The sequence below is a fragment of the Nakamurella aerolata genome (assembly GCF_013002705.1).
Classification (GTDB): domain Bacteria; phylum Actinomycetota; class Actinomycetes; order Mycobacteriales; family Nakamurellaceae; genus Nakamurella; species Nakamurella aerolata.
Genome location: NZ_JABEND010000016.1, coordinates 12,737 through 34,359 on the forward strand (window position 1 = coordinate 12,737; position 21,623 = coordinate 34,359).

Below are 21,623 nucleotides of genomic sequence, written 5' to 3' on the forward strand. Positions count from 1 at the left end.
TACCGTGAAACACATGGGCGAGTTGGCAACAGAACTGGCGGCGGCAGTGCGGAGTTGGCCCGTCGGGTCGGCGTCCGTCGCGGTGGTCGGGCCCGGCGGCCCGATCGCGGTGCACGACGACGGTGCCGAGCAGAAGTGGGCGTCTGTCACCAAGCTGGTGTCGGCGTTGGCCGTGTTGGACGCCTGGGCCGACGGGCTGCTCAGCCTCGACACCCCCGGCGGACCGCCGGGCGCGACCGTGCGGCACCTGCTGTCGCACAGCTCGGGTATCGCAATGGATTCCGACGACGTGCTGGCCGCGCCCGGCACCAGACGCATCTACTCCAACCGCGGCATCGAGTTGGCCGTTGAGTTGGCCGGCGAGGCTACAGGACAGTCGGCCACCGAGCTGCTGACCGAGCGGGTGCTGGAGCCGCTGGGCATGTCCGGTGCCAGGCTCGACGGGTCGCCCGCGCACGGAATGCGCAGCGGCATCGGCGATCTCGCCGCGCTGGCCACGGAGTTGTTGAACTCGACGGCGTTGCTGCCCGGCGTGGTCACCGGACTCAGCACTACGGTCTTCCCCGGGCTGCCAGGGGTGCTGCCGGGATTCGGCCGGCAGCAGCACAACGACTGGGGTCTCGGCGCCGAGATCAAGGCGGACAAGGCGCCGCATTGGACGTCGCCGCAGAACTCGCCGAGCACCTTCGGGCATTTCGGCCAGTCGGGCAGCTTCCTGTGGGTCGACCCGGAGGCCGGCCTTGCCTGTGTGTCGTTGTCCGACACCGCTTTCGGGGAGTGGGCCGCCAAGGCGTGGCCGGCGGTGTCCAGCGTTGCGCTCGCTGCGGCCCGGCCCAGCTAGCTCCAGGTGCCGAGCTAGCTCCAGGTCACGTCGGGGGCGCGGAGGTCTTCGTCGCGTGGGGGATTGACGGTGACCGTCACCGGCTTGCCCTTGGCGATCTTGAATCCGGACACCGAGGTGATGGTCCACCCAGGGGCCAGCTCGACACTGCCGATGTCCTCGGGGACGCCGGTGCCGGGGCTGCGGAACGATTCAGCCGTCTTGCCGTCGCTCTTCACCCGGACACCACCCGACTTCTGCACCGCCGTGCTGTTGTTGGTCTGGGTGAGTTCGACGGTGATGAAGTCGGTTCCGGTGTCGCCGGCGGTGGTGCCGACCGGGGTGGTGGGTTTGGTCTGCACCGTCATGCTCAGCCCGCTCAGATGCGTAAAGGTCTTGCCGAACGGCAGCTTCACCTCGTCGTCGCTGGTGGTGTCGCCCTTGGTCGGTGTCGGCTTCTTGGGGCCGGTGCTGGAGAAGAACATGGTGTCGTACTTCTGGGCAGGGGCGACCGCGATCTTCATGTCCGCCAGGTCGTACACCCAGAAGCCGACGCTGACCTTCTGGGACGCACCGGGTTGCACCGAAAGTTCGGCGATACCAATGTCGTTGGCGCTGTCGGTGAAGTCCTCGACCGGACGGTCCTTGCTGTAGGCGACGGCTGGGGCGTAACCGGTGAGCGGCTCCTTGCTCTTGTTGGTGACGGTGATGTCGACCTTGGCCGCAGTGGTGCCCTTGAGGTGCGTCGAGAGGGCATCTGTCGTCACCGCAACGGGTTTGCTCACACTGATGCTCACCCCGTTGGCCCACGACACCGATCCGCCGAACGCCGCCTCGACGGGGCCCTTGCGGCGGATCTCGGTGTCGGTCAGCGCGGTGGACGGGGCCCGCGAGGTGCCGGTGGCGCCGGTGCCCGATGCCGCTGTGCCTGATGTTCCTGCGCCGCCGGGAGTCCCTGCGCCGCCGGGGTTTTCGGTACCGCCGCCGGCGTTCACGCCTTCGGCGGGTTCGGTGGTGGAGTAGCTGCCGACCGTCATGTCGGTGAAGATCACCACAAAGCCCTGGGTGGACGGCGCGAACTGCAGCGCGAGCTGGCGGTCGGTGCCGGCGGCGAAGCCGATCTTGAGGGTGGCCTTGCTGCCGGGCGGGAGGCTGCCGTCGGGGTTGTAGCCGATTTTCGCTGCGGGGTCACGGATTTCGCCGGCCGGTACCCCACCGGCGGTGAGCAGCGTCTGCTGGCGGAAGTCGTAGGTCTGCTTGCTGCCGTTGGTGATCTCGACGCTGGCCAGCAGGTACTTCTTGGCCGGCGCCGCCATCGCCGTCTCGGACGGGGCGAACGCCGCGGGTTTGCCGACCTTGACGCTCAAACCGTTGGCGTAGCGGAAGGTTTGCCCGAACTTGGCGACGGCGGCCTGCTGCGGCGGGGCGTCCGTGCCGACCTGTTTGCCGGTGGTGGCGGTGGCGTCGCTGGCGAAGACGATGTCGTCGAACCCGGTGTTGTAGTACAGGTTCATCGTCATCGAAAGGTTGTCGCGACTCTGGACGCCCCAGACGTGCTTGTAGGTCGCCGATTGGCCGGGCATCAACGGGTAGCGAGGCGTGTTGTACCCGTCGCGCACATCCGAGATCGCCTTCGCGGTGCGGCCACCGTCCGTCAAGCCGTTCGCGATGCCGTAGCCGCCGAGCCATGGCTGTTTCGACCCGTTCTTGATGGTGATCTCGAATTCCAGCTTGAGTGGAGTATCCGGAATCTCCAGGTACTTGGCGTCCCTGCTGCCTTTCGCCGGCGCTTTCCAGTCGGCCGGCTTCGACACCGTCACCTGCAAACCGTTGGCGTAGCTGAAGGTGCCACCGAACGCCAACGGTTCCGGCTCTGCCTGCGGGTCTGCAGCCGACCCGCCGGCAGAGCCGGTCCCGGTGGACGCCGTCGGCTCGGTGGCATCGATGCTCGGCTGCGGTCGCGGTGTCGAGGCCGTGGGTGCCGGGACGCCCGGTTTCGGGACGCTCGGCGCCGGCGGTTGCTGGCCGGTCGCTTCCGGGCCGCTGCCCGTCCCGGAAGCGGGCGACGGGTCGGTCGCCGCGGAGCCGGTGAGCCCGGCTCGCGGGTCGGACGCGGCTGTTCCGGTCACCGCGCCGGCGCAACCGGCCAGCGTGAGCAACGCGGCGGTCAGCGACACCGCCAGACGCACCGCCGAGCTGCGGGTGCCGGGACGGAGAGCGCTCATCGGTCGAGCCTTTCTGCAGGTCGGACAATGATCCGTGCCTTCAGCAGAATAGCCAGCCGGTCGCAGCGACGGACCCCGTTTCGCGGCGGCGGCCGGCTGAACGGTCCGCGCGCGGCAACTCACTGGCGGGCGCACTTATCCTGGCTCTGATATGCCCGAGCAGCCTGCTACCGCCAGTCCCGGACGCAAACGCCGGCACCGTGGCGGAGCCGGCCGGGGCGCCCGACCGCGCCGGCCCCGGCCGGACAGCCCGGCCATTGCGCAGCTGCGGAACCGGCTCCCACAGGTGGGCCTGGTCGACGCCAACCGGCTGGGCCGGGCGCTGGACCGGCTGGCCGGCAGCGAAGCACCCGAGCCTAAGCAGCTGGCGAAGCTGACCGCCGACATCGAGCGTGCGGAGCAGGCGCTGCAGCGGCGGCGCGCTGACGTTCCGGTGATCACCTTCCCGCCCGAGCTGCCGGTGGCCGAGCGCGCCGACGAACTGGCCGAGGTGATCGCCGCGCATCAGGTGGTGGTGGTCGCCGGCGAGACCGGATCGGGCAAATCCACCCAGCTGCCCAAGATCTGCCTGCAACTGGGCCGCGGGGTGCGCGGGATGATCGGGCACACCCAACCTCGCCGGATCGCCGCTAGGGCGCTGGCCGAACGGATCGCCGACGAGACCGGCACCGAGCTGGGTGCCCAGGTCGGCTACGCGGTGCGGTTCGGCGACCACACCTCGCCGCGGACGCTGGTCAAACTGATGACCGACGGCATCCTGCTCGCCGAGATCGCCAAGGACAGGCTGCTCAGCCGCTACGACACGATCATCATCGACGAGGCCCACGAGCGGAGCCTGAACATCGACTTCCTGCTCGGCTACCTGCAACAGCTCTTGCCCCGCCGCCCCGACCTGAAGGTGATCATCACCTCGGCGACCATCGACCCGCAGCGGTTCGCCGCCGCCTTCGCCACCGCCGATCGGCCGGTGCCCGTTGTCGAGGTGTCCGGTCGGATGTACCCGGTCGAAATCCGTTACCGCCCTTACGGTGCCGACGCCTCGGACGACTCCGATGACTCGGACGATTCCGGCGATGCGGATTCGGGCCGGGCGGCACCGGACCCGGCGCAGGCGGCCGAACGGCTGTCCCGTGGTGAGCAGCTCGACCAGTCAGAGGCGATCGTGCAGGCCGTCGACGAGCTGATCGCCGAAGACCCGCACGGCGGTGGCGACATTCTGGTCTTCCTGTCCGGCGAGCGCGAGATCACCGACACCGCAGACGTTCTGCGTGCGCACCTGGACAACCGCCCGGCCCGCGGCGGGCCACCGATCGAGGTGCTGCCGCTGTACGGGCGGCTGTCCGCCGCCGAGCAGCACCGGGTGTTCGCGGCGCACTCGAACCGGCGCATCGTGCTGGCCACCAACGTCGCCGAGACCTCGATCACGGTGCCTGGAGTGCGCTATGTGATCGACCCGGGCACCGCGCGCATCTCACGCTATTCGACCCGCACCAAGGTGCAGCGGCTGCCGATCGAGAAGATCTCGCAGGCCTCGGCCGGCCAGCGTGCCGGCCGCTGCGGCCGGGTCGCCGACGGCATCTGCATTCGGCTGTACAGCGAGCAGGACTTCGACGACAGGCCGCGGTACACCGACCCGGAGATTGCCAGAACCTCACTGGCATCGGTGATTCTGCAGATGGCTGCGCTCGACCTCGGTGACATCGCCTCGTTCCCCTTCGTCGACCCGCCGGACAGCCGCAACGTCGCCGACGGCGTCCGGACCCTGGTGGAACTGGGTGCGCTGTCGACCGAACGGGCGGATCGACCGGCTCGGTTGACGGCGACCGGGCGCACCCTGGCAGCGCTCCCGCTCGATCCGCAGCTGGCCAGGATGATCGTCGAGGCCGACGCCAGAGGCTGCCTCGCCGAGGTGTTGGTGATCGTCGCGGCGCTGTCCATCCAGGACGTGCGTGAGTACCCGCTGGAAGAACGTGACAAGGCCACCGCGGCGCACTCCCGCTTCGTCGATCCGCACTCGGATTTCCTGGCGCTGCTGAACCTGTGGCACTACCTGCGCCGGCAGGCCAAAGCTTTGTCGGGCAACGCTTTCCGGCGCATGTGCCGCGCCGAGTACCTGCACTATCTGCGCATCAGGGAGTGGCAGGACCTGCACGCCCAACTGCGGCAACTGGCCAGGGGTCTCGGCATGGACACCACCGCCAGCGCGGCCGCTGGGGAACAGGAGCGGGCCGCCGGCAAACGGTCCGCCGCCGGCACCGGGGCCGGCCAGCAGGGCAAGAGCAGCGAGGCGGTCGCGGTCAACGCCGACGCCGTGCATACCGCGCTGCTGGCCGGGTTGCTCTCGCACGTCGGCAGCAAGCTGGAGCCCGGGCGCGAGTACCAGGGCACCAGGGGTACCAGGTTTGTGCTCTGGCCAGGGTCGGCGCTGGCCAAGCGCCCACCGGCCTTCGTGATGGCGGCCGAACTGGTCGAGACCTCCCGGCTGTGGGGCAGGATGGCGGCTCGCATCGACCCGGTGTGGGCCGAGCAGGTCGGCGCACATCTGGTGCAGCGCAACTATTCCGAGCCGCGCTGGGACGCCAAGCGGGGCAGCGTGGTGGCCACCGAGAAGGTCACGCTGCTCGGGGTGGTGTTGATACCTGGACGCCGGGTGCAGTTCGACCGAATCGACCGGGCTGCCGCCCGCGAGATCTTCATCCGTTCCGCGCTGGTCGAGGGCGAGCTGCCGGACAGCGACGGCTTTGGCAGCAGGCAACCGTGGTACGCGGCCAATCAGGCAACGCTGCAGCGGGTGATGCAGCGCGAGGACCGGCTGCGCCGGCGCGACCTGCTGGTCGACGACGAAGCGTTGTTCGAGCTGTACGAGCGGCGATTGCCGGCCGACGTGACCTCGGTCCGGCACCTGGAAACCTGGTGGCGCAAGACGTCTCGCCGGCAAGGCGACCTGCTGACCTTCACCGAGGACGAGGTGCTCGCGGCCGGCGCCGACGTTCGGGGCGACTACGCGCAGGCCTACCCCGACCAGCTCACCTCGGGTGGCATCGATCTCGACCTTGACTATGTGTTCGACCCGGCCAGCGCCGACGACGGCGTCACGGTCACCATCCCGCTGGCGGTGCTGGCCAGGGTGCGGCCGGCGGATTTCTCGGCGCACGTGCCTGGGGCAAGGCACGAGCTCGCCGTCGCGCTGTTGCGCACCATGCCGAAGTCGTTGCGCCGTAACTTCGTTCCGGCCCCGGACTTCGCCGCCGCGGCACTGGCACGGCTGGACGGCGCGCAGTCGGGCACCTACGCCGCGTCGACGCAGCCGTCAACGCAGCCATCGACGCTGACGACCAAGCCGGAGGACTCGTTCGTAGAGCAGTTCGCGGCCGCGCTCACCGCGGTATCCGGGATTGCCGTGCACACAACGGATTTCGACACCGACAAGCTGCCAGAGCACCTGCGCATGCGCTTCCGGGTGGTCGACGCCGACGGCGCCGAGGTCGCCACCGGCAAGAACCTGGCCGTCCTGCAGGAGCAACTGCGGGTCAGTACCAGGGACGCGGTTGCCGACGCGGTTTCCGACGCCGGAGCGCGGGTGGAGATCAGCGGCCTCACCACGTTTCCCGCCGACGGAGTCGCCAAAGAACTGGTGCGGGAGGTGGCCGGTCGGCAGGTCCTCGGCTACCCGGCGCTGGTGGACGAGGGCGCTACCGTCGGGGTGCGGGTCTTCACCGAACCGGCCGATCAGCGCAGGGCGATGCGATCCGGCCTGCTCCGGCTGCTGCAGCTCGCCGCGCCCAGCGAGCTCAGCGCCGTCCGCAAGTCCATGACGCCACCGCAGTTGCTCACCCTGGCAACGGCCCCGCAGGGCTCGCCGGCGGCCTACACCGACGACGCCGTCGTCGCTGCGATCGACGCGCTGCTGGACTGGGCGGGCGGAATCGTGTGGAACCACAACGATTTCGAGCGGGTCAGGGACAAGCTACTGCCGCAGCTGGGCAAGGCCACCGTTGACGTCGCCAGGGCGGGGGAGGGCGTCCTTGCGGCCAGGAACGCCGCCGCGGCCGCCGTCGACCGGGCGGCGGCGCGGCTCACCGGTATCGCGGCTGCCGCGGTGATCGACATGCGCCAGCAGCTGACCGAGCTGGTGCCGCAACACTTCCTGACGCAGACCAAGGCCAGACACCTTCCCGACGCGCAGCGCTACCTGCAGGCGCTGGCCACCCGCGCCGACCGGGCCATCGGCAATCCGGAACGGGACAGGGCGCTGCTCAGCCCGATCCTGGAACTGACCGAGCGGTACCAGCAACGGCTTGACCGGTTGCGGCCGGAACGCCGCACCGACGACGACGTCCGCGCCGTCGCCCGGATGCTGCAGGAGTGGCGGATCGCTGAGTTCGCGCAACCGATGCGCACCGCGATGCCGGTGTCGGCCAAGCGCATTCAGGCGGCCATCAGCGCACTGCCGGACTGACCCAGCCGGCGCAACTGCGCACGGCGCGTTCGGTGAACTCGCGCACGTGCGGCAGCGGGTCCGGCCGCCAGACCAACCCGATCTCGCGGTAATCGTCGGAGCCGGCGAGCGGCAGCAGCCGCACCCCCGGCGGGACCGCCGCGACGTCCTCGGCCGGCAGCACCGCGATGCCCAACCCGGCACCCACCAGCGCGGCCACCGTGGTCAGTTCCTGCGACTCCACGGTGATCCGTGGTGTGAAACCAGCTGCAGCGCACAGGTTGTCGAGAATCGACCGCATCCCGAAACCGTGCGGCATGCTCAAGAACGGCTGCTCGCCGACCGTCGCCAGCCGCACCGAGCGCCGACCGTCGAGACCGGCAAGCGGGTGATCGGCCGGTACCGCCAGCCACAGCTGCTGCCGCATCAGCTGCCGCCAGACCAACTCGGTTGTCGGCGGTCGCGGCGACGTCACGGCCACATCGCTGCGACCGCTGCGCAGCTGCTCCACCACCAGATCGGCGGCGCCCTGGCTCAGCTCGATCGGCGCGTCAGGGCCGCCGAGCCCGAGGTCGGTGATCAGCCTCGGCACCAGCCAGGTGCCGAACGAGTGCAGAAATCCCAGCCGCAACGGCACCGGCGGCGCAGCGCGCAGTTCCTGCTCGGCCGCCGCCAGCTCGGCGTCGGCCCTGCGGACGTGGGCGATCAGCCGCGCGCCGGCCGGATTCAGTACCAGGCGGCGTCCCGGTCGGTCGAAGATCCTCTGCCCAAGCCGACTTTCCAGCCGCGACAACATCCTGGAGAGCGTCGGCTGAGCGATGCCCAATTCGGCGGCGGCGACCGTCATGTTCTGCTCCCGCGCCAAGACCAACAGCCAACCGAGGCCGTCACGCAGACCCGACGTCTTCATGCTGCCCAAGCATAACGAGCGTTCGCATCATGCATTTTGCGGCGCAGCGGAACGGGTGCACCATCGGCGCATGCCAGCCGCCGTCCCACCCGACCTGCCTTCGGGTCACCGCGTCGGCTCCGCCGGGTACCGGCGGCTGACGCTGGCCCTGTTCGCCGCCGGAATGGCCAGCTTCGCGCAGATGTACTCGGCGCAGGCGGTATTGCCGCAGCTGGCCGGCGAGTTCGGGATCAGCCCGGCCCGCGCCACGCTCGCCGTCAGCGCCACCACGCTGATGATCGCGGTGGCCATCGTGCCGGCGAGCGTGCTGTCCGAGCGCTACGGGCGGATCCGGGTGATGACGGTGTCTGCGGTGGTCAGCACCGGCCTCGGGCTGCTGATCCCCTTGTCGCCGACGTTCGGTGTGCTGGTTGCCGCCAGGGCGGTGCAGGGCGCCGCGGTCGCCGGGGTGCCGGCCGTGGCCATGGCCTACCTCGCCGAGGAGGTGCATCAGCAGGCCATCGGCGCTGCGATGGGACGCTACATCGCCGGCACGACGGTCGGTGGGCTGTTCGGCCGGTTGGTCGCCGCGCTGGCGCTTGACGTCACGTCGTGGCGGTGGGCGCTGGAGATCGCGGCCATCGGGTCGGCCGTGTTCGCCGCCGCGTTCGTGGTGCTGGCGCCGCCGAGCCTGCGCTTCGTGGCTCATTCGGTGCACCCCGCGACCGTCGGCCGCAACCTGGTCGCACACCTGCGGCAACCCGCGCTGCTGGCGCTGTTCGCCCTCGCGATGCTGCTGATGGGCGGGTTCGTCTCGGTCTACAACCTGCTCGGTTTCCGGTTGCTGGCACCGCCTTTCGCGCTGCCGGCCGCGGTGGTGGGCTTGGTGTTCTGCTTCTATCTGGCCGGCACGGTGAGTTCAGCGGTGGCCGGTCGGCTGGCCGATCGCAGCGGACGCGGACCGGTGTTGCTGGCCGCCGTCGGCGTCACCGCGCTCGGGCTGGCGTTGACCGGGCCCGGCTGGCTGCCGACGGTGCTGGCCGGCGTGCTGATCTTCACCGCCGGCTTTTTCGCCGCGCACGCAGTGGCCAGCGGCTGGGTCGGGCGCATCGCGGTGACCCACCGCGCCGAAGCATCGGCGCTGTATCTGTTCGGCTATTACACCGGCAGCGCCGTGGGCGGCACCGGCGCCGGCGTTGCCTACGCGGCCGGCGGGTGGACCGGGTGCCTGCTGTACGTCGGCGGCCTGCTGGCGGTCAGCGCCCTGCTTGCCGGGTACCTGCTGCTCCGCGCCCGCCGGGGCGCACGCAACGGCCCCGTCTCCGCAGCCGGGAAGAGCGATGCGGAAACGGGGCCGTGATGGAGCGTCGGTGTCGGCCGGACCCGGCAGCTACTGCTGGCCCGCCGGCGGGGTCTGCGGGGCCTGGGCCGGCGGGGTCTGAGCCGGTGGGGTCTGCGGCGCCTGCGGGTTCGGAGCGGGCTGGCCGGCGGCGCCACCCTCCTGAGCGGCTTCGTCCCTGCTGATCTTGTCGACCAGCCCGGTCAGCTTCTCCTCGACCCCATCGACCTTGTCGTGGCCGACCTTGTTGCCGACGGCGTCGCCGGCCTTCTTGATGCCGTCCTTGATCTTGTCGGCATTGTCGCCGACGAAATCCTTGGCCTTGTCGGCGAGACCACCGAAGTCAACCATGAGATACATCCCTTTCGTCCGGTGATCCCTGTCGGGACCACGTGCCCCACAACCTAGACCGCCGGTCGGCCGCGGGCAACGACTCCCAGGTGAATCCGCGATGTGAATCCTGCGAGGTGTCGTCGGGCGAGGGGAGCGCTTGCGATGTGACGGCGGCGCTGTGGGGGCTGGTTGTTTGCGTGTTGCCGGTGCCGTTCGGTTTTGCTGAGCTAAGCAATGAACCCCGCCGACCTTGGGACGACGGGGTTCATTGCACGTGCAGGTTCAGCGTGAGCCGCTCACTGCTGCGGCTGCTGCTGGTCTCCCTGGTTGTTCAGGTTGTCGATGGCCTCGTTGGCCTTCTGCTGCACGCCGTCGACCTTGTCCTGGCCGATCTTGTCACCGACGGCGTCGCCGACCTTGTCGACACCCTGCTTGGCCTGATCGGCGTGGTCGCCGACGAAATCCTTGGCCTTGTCGCCCATTGCTCCGAAATCCACCATGGAAATGCTCCTCGTGGTTGGTGCGGTTGGTTGGTACTTATTGCCGACACCGCGCCGCACACCGTAACCGGTGTGCAACCCGGTGCCGTCCCCGACGGTAGCCATGACGGTTGCGCCCCGCAGCCCCCGAGGACCGATTTCCTACCTTTGGGTGGTGACGGTGGTGCGGCTGATCACGAGGCGGTGACAGCGGCCGCGGCGACACCGCCCGATGCGGTGGTTCGGTTGTCGGCGGCAGCGAGCGCGAGCAACCCGCTGCCACCCGTCGTCAGGTGCAGCCGCACGGCGCGTCCGGCGTGCTCGGCGACCACGTCGACCAGTTCGGCGGCGGTCCCGTCGAGATCGTCTGCGGCAGGCAGCCGGCGGTAGTCGACCGTGCCCTGCTGCACGGTCAGCTCGGGAACCGTGACTTCGGTGACGGGCAGCTGCAGCTGGCTGCCGTCGGCCGGCAGGGCGTCAGGGTCGGTGGCCAACCGGCGGGCCAGCGGCAGCGCCAGCATCGCGGCCGAGCCGACCAGCAGCACGTCGGCGTCGTCGGTCAGCGCTGGATCGGTGGGGCCACCGTCGGCGCGTTCGGCCACCCACGGCGAGCCGGGTGCGCTGGTCAGCGTCAGCGACCGTTCGCCCAGCGCGGAGTCGGCCCGCACGGTGAGCCGGCGCAGCGCCGAGGTGCTGTCGGCCATCAGTGAGTACCAGCTGCCGAACTGGTCGGACAGCAGGTAGCCGTTGGCCCGCAGGCCACGGTCGGAAAACACCAGCCGTGCGGTCTCGGCGACCCCAGGGGCGCCGGCCGGCACGGTGAACAAAGAAGCAGATACGGGACGTGTCACCCGGCAACGGTACGTCCGCGGCGGCGGCTTGCGGCGCCGTTGGTTGGCACTGCGACGGCAATCACCGAGATGGTGGCCGGAGACCACCACATCGGGTGCGACCGCTGTCACAAACTTCGCGCGCCGCGTCGGTGCCGGGGCCGCGCTGCTGCCGGACGCACGCTGCTGCCGGATGCACGGTGCTGTCGGCCGGTGCTGGCAGCATGCCGGCCATGACTGCGATGAGCCCCGGCCCCGACGACGATTCAGCTGCTGCGACCCGGTCCGGGCCAGCGCCGGTGCGCGGCGCTGTGCACCACATCGAGCTCTGGGTACCCGACCTGGCGCGCGCCGTCGACGAGTGGGGCTGGCTGCTGTCCACCTTGGGCTACCGCGTGTTCCAGCAGTGGGACGGCGGTACCAGCTGGCAGCTCGGCGGCGACGCCGGCGTTTATCTGGTGGTCGAGCAGTCGCCGGCCATGCTCCCCGGCACCCACGATCGGCTGCGCCCAGGGCTCAACCATCTGGCGCTGCACGCCGGCAGCCGGGAGCAGTTGGACCAGCTGATGGCCGCGGCCGGCGGGCACGGCTGGAAGCCGCTGTTCGCCGAGAAGTACCCGCATGCCGGCGGCGAGCAGACCTACGCGGGGTACCTGGAGAACAGCGACGGGTTCGAGGTCGAGCTGGTCGCCGCGCCCTGATCTCGGGGTTCGGCCGGGCGCCGCTGTTGCTGGCGCCAGGTCGGTTACGGCGCAGGGTTCTCGGGCAGTTCGGCCCGCACCTCGATGGGCGAGCCGCCCTGGCCGAGGCCGACCCCGACAACGTCGCCGCCGGAAGCACCGACGTCAAGGAGCTGATCGACGGTGGGATCGGTCAACGTCAACAGGGTGCCGCCGCTGTCGCGTCGGTCCCGCTGGCGCTCGAACTGCAGCCGGGCCTGGTGACCGAGTGTTGCCGCGGTGGCGATCGAGCGGGTGGACGCCAACGATGCCCGGCCCACCCCGAGCATGGCGAGCGCGTCGTCCAGCGCGTTCACCAACGCCTCGATGTTGTTCTCGCACATCGCCCTGATCAGCTCGGGACGAGTGGCCGCCACCCTGGTGCCGTCGGCGAAGGAGCCGGCGGCCAGCCGCAGTGCCAGCGGTCCGCCCTGCTCGCCCGCTTGCGCCAGCGTCAGCGCCATCAGGTGCGGCAGGTGCGAAATGCGGGCCACCGCGGCGTCGTGCTCGCGGTCGGTGGTGGGCACCACCCTGGCGCCGGTGTCGATGGCCATCGCCGCCACCTCCGCCCAGGCCAGCGGGTCGGTGTGCTCGGCCAGTGTCGTCACCCAGGTGCGTCCGCGGAACAGCTCGGCGGAGCCGGCGCCGAATCCGGACTCCGCGGTGCCAGCCATCGGGTGCCCGCCGACGTACCGGGCCTGCGGGGTGATGGTCGATACCTGTTGGCTCACCATGGTTTTCACACTGCCGACGTCGGTGAGCAGGCTGTGCGGGGCGTACCTGGCGATGCCGCGGAGCAACTCGGTGAAGGCGGTCAGCTCGGCGGCCAGCACAACGATGGCGTCCCGCTCATCCGCCCAGCGCAGCGCACCGGGCAGATCGTCGGCGACCGCAAATCCGGCGGCGGCGGCCAGCCGGCGGCTGTCCTCGCCCGGCGACCAGCCACCCACCTGCCTGGTCGGCAGCAGCGCGCGGCCCAGCGAACCACCGATCAGTCCCAGCCCGAGAATGCAGACGGCTCGCCGCGGCGCCTCGGCGGCAGGCGGCGGCACCGTCATCGGCGCTGTCATCGACTGGTGCGTTGGTGCCGGGGCGGGGCGCCGATGCGCAGGTCGAGGGCGATGCGGTCGGCCCTGAACTCGGTGCGCGCCCACAGATTCAGCCCGACGGCCTCGTCGACCAGCACCGCGTCGATCTTCCAGTAGGGCCGGTCGGCGGCGATGCCGAGCTCCTCCGACAGCTCCGGGCTGCTGTGCGCCAGTGCCACCTGCGCCGATCGGTACACCAGGTGCACCTTGCGGGCGTCGAACATGTTGAGCACCGACTCGTGCTCACGGATGTCACCGAGTACCGACGACCGGTCGATGCCGGTGCCGGCGGCCCAGATCGCCGACCGGCCCACCGGCTGATCGAACGCGGAGATCTTGATGTTGGCGCGCAGCCCCGGTTCGCCGGCCGGCAACCTCATCGCCTGGCAAGCGGCAGTGGGCAACTGTCCCGACCGCAGCGACGGCACCGTTGTCGACCCGACACCCATCCGGATCAGCTGCTCCCAGGCAGTCGAACGACCCTGCTCGACCGTCAGCACCAGCGGGCGCTGCACGAACGTCCCGGCCCCCTGCACGCGGCGCACCAGCCCGCGGCGCTCCAACTCCAGCAACGCGGCCCTGGCCGCGGACCGCCCCACCCCGAACTGGTCGGCGACCTGGTGCTCCGACGGTGCGCGGGTGCCGTTCGGCTGGCCGGACAGCTCGGTGGCGAGCGCGTCGGCGATCTCCAGGTATCGATTGACTGCCATGGCGTCATCCTTGCGCACTTGACGGTGCTGTTCCTAGCTCTGGCCGGACAGTTCTCGCGGTGGCCCGACGCGGTTGGCCGGCGGAAGATTTCTCCGGTGTGGTTGCCCGTGACTCCGGCGCCGCGCAGGCCGTAAGTTTGTCGGCGTGACCACACCAGCGGGTAGCACCGAAGGATTCGCCGTTGCCGTCGTGCGTGAGGACGGCGCCTGGCAGGTTTCGTTGCTGGCGGACGAACTACTGGATGATCTTGACGGCGTCATCTCGGCGGTGCGTCAGGTCTCGGGTGCCGGTGCCGCCTTCGCGATGCTGGCCGTTGACGACGAGTTCTTCGTGATCGTCAGGCCGGTGCCGGGCGGGGCGTCGCTGTTGCTGTCGGACGCCACCGCCGCGCTCGACTACGACATCGCCGCCGACGTGCTCGACCTGCTGCAGGTGCCGGTGCCGGACGACGACGATCTGGACGAAGACCCTTGGCCGGAGGGCGATCTCGCCGTCCTCGCCGACTTCGGGATCCCCGAGGAGCAGATGCAGCTGGTGTGCAGCGAGGACGATCTGTACCCGGACGAGCAGCTGCAGACCATCGCAGAGGCGGCCGGATTCGAGACCGAGTTCGTGGCCGTGGTGGACCCGGCAGACCGGGACTGACCCTGGGTGGCCGAGTTCCACACCGAGCGCGACCGTGAGTTGATGCGGGCCGCGCTGGACCTGGCGGCCGCTGCCTCCGGCCCCGACGTGCCGATCGGGGCGGTGATCGCCGACGCCGACGGCGTGGTGCTGGCCCGCGGCGTCAACCAGCGGGAGGCCACCGGCGACCCGACCGCGCACGCCGAGATCGTCGCGCTGCGCGCCGCCGCGGAGGTGCGGGGCAGCTGGAACCTTTCCGGGCTGACCATGGCGGTCACGGTCGAGCCCTGCACGATGTGCGCCGGCGCCCTGGTGGCGGCGCGCATCCGGACCGTGGTGTTCGGCTGCTGGGAACCCAAGTCCGGCGCCGCGGGCTCGCTGTGGGACGTGCTGCGCGATCCTCGGCTGAACCACCGCGTCGAGGTGCGGCCGGGAGCCCTGGCCGACGAGGCGGCCGAGCTGCTGCGGGAGTTCTTCGCTGCCCGGCGGCGCACCGGTACGCCGTGACGACACCCGTGCGGGGGAGCTGAGAACCGCACCGACCGGCGTCGCAGGTACCTGGTCGTCGCGGCGTGCCCGCTCGGGTAAACTCTTCGCCGGTAGCGTGTCCGAGCGGCCTAAGGAGCACGCCTCGAAAGCGTGTGAGCGTGCAAGCGTTCCGTGGGTTCAAATCCCACCGCTACCGCCATGTGAAAGCGCCTCGTTACCAGCGGATTTCCGCCGCAGCGAGGCGCTTTTGCGTCCCAGTGTGGCGGACGACGTGCGCTGTGACGCCCCCTCGGCATGGATCGCCGGGCGGCTGGCCCGCATTGCTTCGGCTGGGCCCGCATTGCTTCGGCTGGGCACGCATTGCTCCGGCTGGCCCGCATTGCTCCGGCTGACCAGCGGTCGCCGGACTGCCGGACGGCCCGAGGCGGTCGGGATCTCCCGCCGTACCTTCTGTTCGGAAGCGGGTTGCGCGCGGGGCTAAAGTCGTCCGGGTGAGCACTGATCGAGGCGCCGCGCGGCTGCGCGGGCGTGAGGAGGGTGTCGGCGCGATGCGCGCCGGCAGCTAGCCAGCCGTCCTGGGCCCGGCGCCGGCGTGACCACTCCGCCTGCCGGGCCTGACTGTGCGCTACCCACCCGCCGGTACTCGCCAGCAACCTCGTCAGGAGCGCTGATCGGCGTCGGACGGTCCCCACCGGACTTCCCCACCCCGCCATCACAACCGTTCCGGTACATCACAACCCGTCCAGCACGCTGAAACGGTTGTGATGTGCGGAAAGCGTTGTGCTCGCCGCGATTCCGCACAGACGCGATTCCGCACGGAGAGGTCCCGGCGATCCGGACGAGAAGCGCTACCCACCCGCATTCCGCCCACCCTGGCGCGCCGCTGCGCCGCCCACACAGAATCGAATCCTGACATGCATGCCCTCACTCAGAAGGACGTGCTCGCGTCCTTCGTCAACACCACCCTGCGCGAACGCAAGCAGCTGACCTTTCCCGACGACTTCTCCGAAACCCCTTGGCAAGAAAGGGATTTCTACGGTTGTCGGGACGCGAAGCTGCCATTGGTCGGCTATGTGGTGATACCGCTCGGCGATGATCTGGTCGGCGTGATGGTGCGTCGCTCCGAGCAGCCAACCCGTGGCCGCACCCAGTGCGTCTGGTGCAACGACGTCACCCTGCCCAACGACGTCACCTTCTTCAGTGCCAGACGATCCGGCGCGGCCGGCCGCAACGGCGGCACCGTCGGCACCTTGGTGTGCGACGCCTTCCAGTGCTCGGTCAACGTGCGCGCGGTGCCGCCCGCTTCGCTCCGCGGCCTCGACCCCGAGCGGGCCAGGCAGGACCGGATCGAGCGGCTCCGCGAGAACCTCACCGCGTTCGCGCGCAACATCCGCGACGGCAAGGGCACGTAGGTCAGAGCTGATTGGATCGGATCGGATCCATCGGACGCTGCGGCAGGCCACAAGATTCGGACCACCAGATTCCGACCACCAGATCGGACCACAAGATTCGGCCATTGGATAACGGTTCGATGCTTTCTGGCCCTCAGGGAGTGGACTCTGTGTGGTCGAACGCTGCAAGATCACCTCACTCCGTCCACCGCGGGCGTGCGCAGGTCTGCTGTTCCCGTGAAGTAGCCGCCCGTCAGTACCCAGCTCAGGCCGGTGCGCTGGTGATTCCTGGCGACCCGCAGACCGTTGCCTGGTACAGCGGCAGCCCGGCCGTGTCGGCTGCTGCTGGCACCACCCTGCTGGCCGGCCACGTCAACTACGACTCCACGCGGGGCGCGTTGTATCCGTTGAGCACCATCGCTCCTGGTGCGCTCGTCATCGTCACCGACGGATCGGGCAACGCGTCACGATGGACAACGGTGAGCCTGCAGGTTCGCGACAAGGACGACCTGCCTGGTTTCCCGGTCTCGGGACCCCGCCGCCTCGCCATGGTGACATGTGGCGGCGAGCTCCTCGAGACCGATCGCGGACCGTCGTATGCGTCAAACGTGATCGCGGAGGCCATCCCGCTGACAGCATGACGCCGCGCGGGGCAGCGTCCAATGAAGCGTCCACTGAGGCACGGTGGCCACGGCGGCGCTGAACCTTTCACAGGTTCGCCCGGGTAGTACGAGTATGACCAAGCCGATGGCTACTCCGGCGGCGCCGGATCAGGCAGGCGCACGCGCCACGAAGGCGGCCAGCACCGTGATGACGAACGACCAGAACGCCGGGGCCGACGGTGATCCCGGCACCGACAACGTCTCGCGCACCGGCACCGTCGGGTGTGCCGGTGCGTCGAGCTCACCGCTGCAGGACGCCAGCCCGGCCGACTTCCAGGCGTGGCTCGCACCGCATTGGGCTGCTATGCAGCGGCTGGCCGAACGGATGGGTCCGCCGCGCGACGCCGAAGATGTGCTGCAGGAGGCTGTCACTCGGGCGTGGCAGCGCCGCGCCGATTTCGACCCGGCCCGCGGCGCGCCGCGCTCCTGGTTGCTGGCGATCGTGGCCGACCAGTCGGCGAAGGCGACCAGGCGCACCTGGCGGCTGATCCCGGCCGCCGAGCCGGCCGACGGCAACGACGCCGCCGCCCCGACCGCATCGGCCGACCTTGATCTGCGCAGCGCGGTCGGTGCGCTGCCGGACCGGCAACGCACCGCGATCGCGCTGTTCTACTACCTCGATCTTTCACTCGCCGACGCGGCCGCTGCCATGAGCTGCTCGGTCGGCACCGTCAAGTCGACGCTGTGGGCGGCCCGAGCCGCACTGCGTGACCTCCTGGGAGAGACCTCATGACCAACCGCCACACCCCGGACCAGCCGGACGACCGCGCCGCCGACCTGGCCGCCGGCCTCACCCCGGATCAGCTGTCGATCCATCAGCGGCTGCGCGCCGATGCCGCGGCGGCCGCACCGCGGGCCGACCGCGATCTCGCTGCCTTCATCGGGCGGGCCGCCGCTGATCACCCCGATGCCGCGCCAGGGGCCGCCGCCAATGCTGTCGGCCACCCGGGATCGACACCGCAATCCGTTGCGAGGCAACCGGTGCGCAAGATCTCACCGGCCAACCGCTCGACCGCGACGGCGCGGCGCTGGCTGCCCGTCGCCGCTGCCGCTGCGGTCGCGGCCGCGGTGGTCGCCATCGCGGTACCGCTGTCTCAGCACGCACGGCCGGACAGCGCGAACTCCGGCGGGGCTGTCGCGGCGTCGAGCAGCGGGCGCCCAGCAGCCGGCACCGGGGCCGAGAACCAGGCGCCGACAACGCTTCCGGTGAGCCGGTCCGGGCCCGTCGCGCCGAACGCCGACCTGCAGTGCCCGTCCGCGGTTGACGCGCCGAAGCCCACCGACAAGGCCGTGTTGGTGCCGCACCCGCCCACCGTCGACACCGGAGACCGGATGGTGCCAGCGGGCAGCCCGATGGCCGCCGTCGGCTGCGTCTACCGATTCCCGAACGGCAAAGCCACAGGTGCCGTTGCCGCGACCGTTCCGGTGACGATGGACCTCGCGAAACTCGGTGAGGCACTGTGGTGGATGCCGGTGACCGGCAAGGACGACAAGCCACCGGCCCTTGCCAGCAACGAGGGCGACGGGGTGACGGTCGGTCTCATCGGACTGCGGTACCCGCAGGGCACCGTCTGGGTGTCCGAGGCATCGCGCCCGGCCGGGGAGGTGCTGACCACCAACGGTGTCAACACCTCCCGTAGTGGGCTGCCAGCAACGGTTCTCGAGATGCTGTACTCCAGCACGCCGGACTCGCCGGCAGCACCGGATGCGCCCTACGCCACGCCGATGTCGGGTCTGGCATTGCCGTCGGAGGCAGCCCAGTCGGCCGCTGAACCGGTGCAAGCGAGCGGGTCCGCGGAGGCGTCAGCAACAGCATCGGGACAGCCGGGCACCACTGTCGCGGACGAATCGGCACCGTCACCAACACCGCTGACACCGTGCGATCTGGCTTCCGGTCGATTCGGGACGGACCGCGCCGTGGTTCCGGCCGGCGCCACCGCTGTGGCGCTCTGCGGTCCCGGCGGACCGCGGGCCAGCAGCCGCAATGCCGACGCCATTGCGCGGCTCGCTGCTCCGCTGAACGCCGGCAAGCGAGCGCCGGCGAACCCCGCCGGCCTGGTCTGCGCCGACCGCATTTACGAACCGTTCGAACTTCCGATCACCCTGGTGTTCCAGTACCAGCAGGGCCCAACCGTCAGCGTGTACGTCAAGCCGGGGTGCGGCGCCACCAACGGGATGGTGCAGGCGCCGGTCTCCGCCGGCTACACCGCGCTGGTGAACAAGCTCTTGCCGCAGCCGACGATGAAGCTGCCGGACCTGGTCGGCAAGACCGTCGACCAGGCGCGCCAGCTGGTGTTCCCCGATGACGGAACCGCTGTGCCGACCGTGTGCGACGGTCGGCCGCGCGCGAAGGCCGACGAGCGAGTGCTGGGCGACACTCTGAACTCCGGCGCCGCAAGCGCCGACCTGAAACGGCGCGTCACCGCACAACGCCCGGCGGCCGGGACTGCGATCACCTCCGACCAGCGCTGCGACGTCATCGTGACGGTCAAGTGACCCGATGAACTGGTGTGGCCGGTGCGATGGGTGACCGGCGCGAGCAGCCGGCCGCCGCCGGCACCAGCGAGCCTCACGCCGGCCCGCATGGCAGGGTGGAACGCATGAGCGACGACGCCGAGCAGCCCACCGAAACGTCAGGGGAGCCCGCGCCGCACCGGCCGTCCCAGCCGACAGTGCTGGTGATGATGGGGGTGTCGGGTTCGGGCAAGACCACGGTCGCCAAGACCCTGGTTGACGAACTCGACTGGGAGTTCGAGGAGGGCGACAGCCTGCACCCGGCGGCCAACGTGGAGAAGATGCGGGCCGGGCATCCACTCACCGACGAGGACCGCTGGCCGTGGCTGGAACGGATCGCCGAGTGGATCAAGGGCGAACAGGCCAAGGGCGGCTCCGGCATCATCACCTGCTCGGCGCTGCGCAAGGTGTACCGGGACAAGCTGCGCGGGCCGGGGGTGTGGTTCGTCTTCCTGCACGGCAGCCAGGAGCTGATCGCCGACCGGCTGGCCAAGCGCAAGGGCCACTACATGCCGCCGTCGCTGCTGCAGTCCCAGTTCGACACCCTTGAGATCCCCGACGACGAGGCCGACGTGATCACCGTCGAGCTCGGTGGCACCCCGCAAGAAGAAGCCGACCGCACCCTGAAAGCGTTGCGGGACAAGGGGATTCTCGACTAGCCGGCCGCCCCGCTGGCATCGCCCGACTTCCCCGCGGTGCCCGCCGAGGCACCCGCCGGCGCCGTCGACTTGTCGACGGCCTGCGCCACCGGCACCATGGCGGCCAGCCCGGCACCCAGCACCAAGACGATCCCGATGATGCCCCAGCGATCGTTGCCGAAGACGCCGGAGAACAGCGCGAACAGGCCGGGCGCGAGAAACGACACCGCACGTCCCGTTGTGGTGTACAGGCCGAACATCTGTCCCTCGCGTCCGACCGCCGCGATCCTGGTCAGGTAGGTGCGTGCGGCCGACTGCGCCGGCCCGACGAACAGCACCAGGATCAGCCCGAAGATCCAGAACATCAGCTGACCAGACACCATCAGCAGCACCAGCGCGGTCACCACCAGCCCGATCAGCGAGACCACGATGACGCCCTTCGCGCCGATCTTGTCGTCCAGCCGGCCACCGACAAGGGCACCCACCGCCGACACCACGTTCGCGGCGATGCCGAAGATCAGCACGTCGGCCGTCGAGATGCCGTAGACCGTGTTCGCCAGCACCGCGCCGAGGGTGAAGATCGCAGCCAGTCCGTCCCGGAACAGCGCGCTGGCGAGCAGGAAGTAGACGGCGTTGCGGTCGGTGCGCCACAGCCCGGCCAGGTCTTTGAAGAGCACCCGGTAGCTGGCGAAGAAGCCGACCCGTCTGCCCGCCGCCTGCCGCGGCACCTCCGGCACCTTCAGCAGCACCGGCAGCGCGAAGATCGCGAACCAGGCCGCGGCCAGTACCGCCACCAACCGGACGTTGAGGCCCGCCTCGGCGCTGATGCCGAGGAAACCCTTGGTGGCTGAGCCGTCTTCCCCGGCGATGAAGCCGAAGTAGCTGATCACCAGCAGCACGATGCCGCCGAAATAGCCCATGGCCCAACCGAATCCGGAGACTCGGCCGACCGTCGCCGGCGTCGACACCTGCCGCAGCATCGCGAAGTACGACACCTCGGCGAACGAGGCGAACACCGACGCGGCGCCCAACAGCGCCAGCGCCAACCAGAAGTAGCCGGCGCCGTCGTCCCGCACCAGGAACAGCGCGAACATGATCGCGACCACCAGATAGGTCCAGATGCCGAGGCTGCGCTTGCGGTGCCCACCGGCGTCCGCCCGCTGCCCCGTCACCGGCGCGAGCAGCGCAATGAACAAGCCGGCCAATGCCAGCGACCACGCGTACCAGGTGCCAGGACGAGAGACGTTGCCGCCCACCGCGTCCACGCTGGTGACGTACACCGAGAAGATGAACGTGATGATGACGGCGTTGAACGCGGCCGAGCCCCAATCCCACAGCCCCCAGGCCCACACCTGGGCGCGGGGCGGTGCCTGCGGCTCGGCGGCAACGGGCTGACCTGCGTCGACTCCCATAGCGGATGAGCCTAGAGCGGCG

The 21,623-nt window shown here is 70.1% G+C and carries 19 protein-coding genes and 1 tRNA gene; 12 read left to right on the forward strand and 8 right to left on the reverse strand.

The annotated features are described in order from the left end of the window. Nucleotides 1-13 precede the first annotated feature (13 nt). Nucleotides 14-841 carry a serine hydrolase domain-containing protein gene (locus tag HKD39_RS18180; protein WP_171201295.1) on the forward strand — a complete coding sequence of 276 codons (828 nt, stop codon included), beginning with the start codon at nt 14-16 and terminating at the stop codon, nt 839-841. A gap of 14 nt (nt 842-855) precedes the next feature. On the opposite strand, the gene HKD39_RS18185 is transcribed toward HKD39_RS18180, so the two are convergent. After that, nucleotides 856-3,045: a hypothetical protein gene (locus HKD39_RS18185; protein WP_171201296.1), complete on the reverse strand. Its 2,190-nt coding sequence runs from the start codon at nt 3,043-3,045 to the stop codon at nt 856-858. Between the two features lie 265 nt (nt 3,046-3,310). Between HKD39_RS18185 and hrpA the strand changes: the two genes are divergently transcribed. Then, nucleotides 3,311-7,504: an ATP-dependent RNA helicase HrpA gene (gene hrpA, locus HKD39_RS18190; RefSeq protein WP_425488471.1), complete on the forward strand. Its 4,194-nt coding sequence runs from the start codon at nt 3,311-3,313 to the stop codon at nt 7,502-7,504. Here hrpA and HKD39_RS18195 read toward each other — a convergent pair. After that, the gene (locus tag HKD39_RS18195; protein ID WP_171201298.1) at nt 7,485-8,393 is read right to left on the reverse strand and encodes a LysR family transcriptional regulator; all 909 of its coding nucleotides are present in this window, start codon (nt 8,391-8,393) and stop codon (nt 7,485-7,487) included. The genes hrpA and HKD39_RS18195 overlap by 20 nt on opposite strands. 70 nt (nt 8,394-8,463) lie before the next feature. Between HKD39_RS18195 and HKD39_RS18200 the strand changes: the two genes are divergently transcribed. Further along, nucleotides 8,464-9,732, forward strand: coding sequence for an MFS transporter (locus HKD39_RS18200; RefSeq protein ID WP_171201299.1), 1,269 nt, complete (start codon nt 8,464-8,466; stop codon nt 9,730-9,732). 30 nt (nt 9,733-9,762) lie between these two features. Here HKD39_RS18200 and HKD39_RS18205 read toward each other — a convergent pair whose 3' ends face one another. From HKD39_RS18205 to HKD39_RS18215, 3 genes are all read right to left on the reverse strand, one after another. Next, nucleotides 9,763-10,062 (reverse strand): antitoxin, encoded by a 300-nt coding sequence (locus tag HKD39_RS18205; RefSeq protein ID WP_171201300.1) that lies wholly within the window; start codon nt 10,060-10,062, stop codon nt 9,763-9,765. Between the two features lie 278 nt (nt 10,063-10,340). After that, nucleotides 10,341-10,649: an antitoxin gene (locus HKD39_RS18210; RefSeq protein WP_212754743.1), complete on the reverse strand. Its 309-nt coding sequence runs from the start codon at nt 10,647-10,649 to the stop codon at nt 10,341-10,343. Nucleotides 10,650-10,717: 68 nt separating this feature from the next. Then, the gene (locus HKD39_RS18215; protein WP_171201301.1) at nt 10,718-11,374 is read right to left on the reverse strand and encodes a putative glycolipid-binding domain-containing protein; all 657 of its coding nucleotides are present in this window, start codon (nt 11,372-11,374) and stop codon (nt 10,718-10,720) included. Nucleotides 11,375-11,586: 212 nt separating this feature from the next. Here HKD39_RS18215 and HKD39_RS18220 point away from each other — a divergent pair, with 212 nt between their 5' ends. Continuing rightward, on the forward strand, nt 11,587-12,054 hold the full coding sequence (locus HKD39_RS18220; protein WP_212754744.1) for a VOC family protein: 468 nt from the start codon (nt 11,587-11,589) through the stop codon (nt 12,052-12,054). A 44-nt stretch (nt 12,055-12,098) separates the two neighbouring features. On the opposite strand, the gene HKD39_RS18225 is transcribed toward HKD39_RS18220, so the two are convergent. Together HKD39_RS18225 and HKD39_RS18230 are read right to left on the reverse strand one after the other, a co-directional pair. After that, complete coding sequence (locus HKD39_RS18225) at nt 12,099-13,142, reverse strand: prephenate dehydrogenase (RefSeq protein WP_212754745.1); 1,044 nt, start codon at nt 13,140-13,142, stop codon at nt 12,099-12,101. Continuing rightward, complete coding sequence (locus HKD39_RS18230; protein ID WP_171201303.1) at nt 13,139-13,870, reverse strand: GntR family transcriptional regulator; 732 nt, start codon at nt 13,868-13,870, stop codon at nt 13,139-13,141. The genes HKD39_RS18225 and HKD39_RS18230 overlap by 4 nt, the downstream gene beginning before the upstream one ends. A gap of 145 nt (nt 13,871-14,015) precedes the next feature. On the opposite strand from HKD39_RS18230, the gene HKD39_RS18235 reads away from it, so the two are divergent. The 8 genes from HKD39_RS18235 (at nt 14,016) to HKD39_RS18270 (ending at nt 20,210) form a co-directional block, all read left to right on the forward strand. Next, complete coding sequence (locus tag HKD39_RS18235; RefSeq protein WP_171201304.1) at nt 14,016-14,516, forward strand: tRNA adenosine deaminase-associated protein; 501 nt, start codon at nt 14,016-14,018, stop codon at nt 14,514-14,516. Between the two features lie 6 nt (nt 14,517-14,522). Beyond that, a complete protein-coding gene (locus tag HKD39_RS18240) occupies nt 14,523-15,002 on the forward strand; it encodes a nucleoside deaminase (RefSeq protein ID WP_343074771.1) in 480 nt (159 codons plus the stop codon). A 91-nt stretch (nt 15,003-15,093) separates the two neighbouring features. Further along, nucleotides 15,094-15,183 (forward strand) — tRNA-Ser (locus HKD39_RS18245). A gap of 715 nt (nt 15,184-15,898) precedes the next feature. Next, a complete protein-coding gene (locus HKD39_RS18250; RefSeq protein ID WP_171201305.1) occupies nt 15,899-16,396 on the forward strand; it encodes an FBP domain-containing protein in 498 nt (165 codons plus the stop codon). A gap of 260 nt (nt 16,397-16,656) precedes the next feature. Further along, nucleotides 16,657-17,016 carry a class F sortase gene (locus HKD39_RS18255; protein WP_171201306.1) on the forward strand — a complete coding sequence of 120 codons (360 nt, stop codon included), beginning with the start codon at nt 16,657-16,659 and terminating at the stop codon, nt 17,014-17,016. A 106-nt stretch (nt 17,017-17,122) separates the two neighbouring features. Next, the gene (locus HKD39_RS18260; RefSeq protein WP_212754746.1) at nt 17,123-17,770 is read left to right on the forward strand and encodes an RNA polymerase sigma factor; all 648 of its coding nucleotides are present in this window, start codon (nt 17,123-17,125) and stop codon (nt 17,768-17,770) included. Then, nucleotides 17,767-19,533, forward strand: coding sequence for a hypothetical protein (locus HKD39_RS18265; RefSeq protein ID WP_171201307.1), 1,767 nt, complete (start codon nt 17,767-17,769; stop codon nt 19,531-19,533). Before HKD39_RS18260 ends, HKD39_RS18265 begins: the two co-directional genes overlap by 4 nt. Nucleotides 19,534-19,637: 104 nt before the next feature. Further along, a complete protein-coding gene (locus HKD39_RS18270) occupies nt 19,638-20,210 on the forward strand; it encodes a gluconokinase (protein ID WP_171201308.1) in 573 nt (190 codons plus the stop codon). On the opposite strand, the gene HKD39_RS18275 is transcribed toward HKD39_RS18270, so the two are convergent. Continuing rightward, the gene (locus tag HKD39_RS18275; RefSeq protein WP_171201309.1) at nt 20,207-21,601 is read right to left on the reverse strand and encodes an MFS transporter; all 1,395 of its coding nucleotides are present in this window, start codon (nt 21,599-21,601) and stop codon (nt 20,207-20,209) included. The two genes, HKD39_RS18270 and HKD39_RS18275, sit on opposite strands and share 4 nt — an antisense overlap. Between the last annotated feature and the right edge of the window lie 22 nt (nt 21,602-21,623).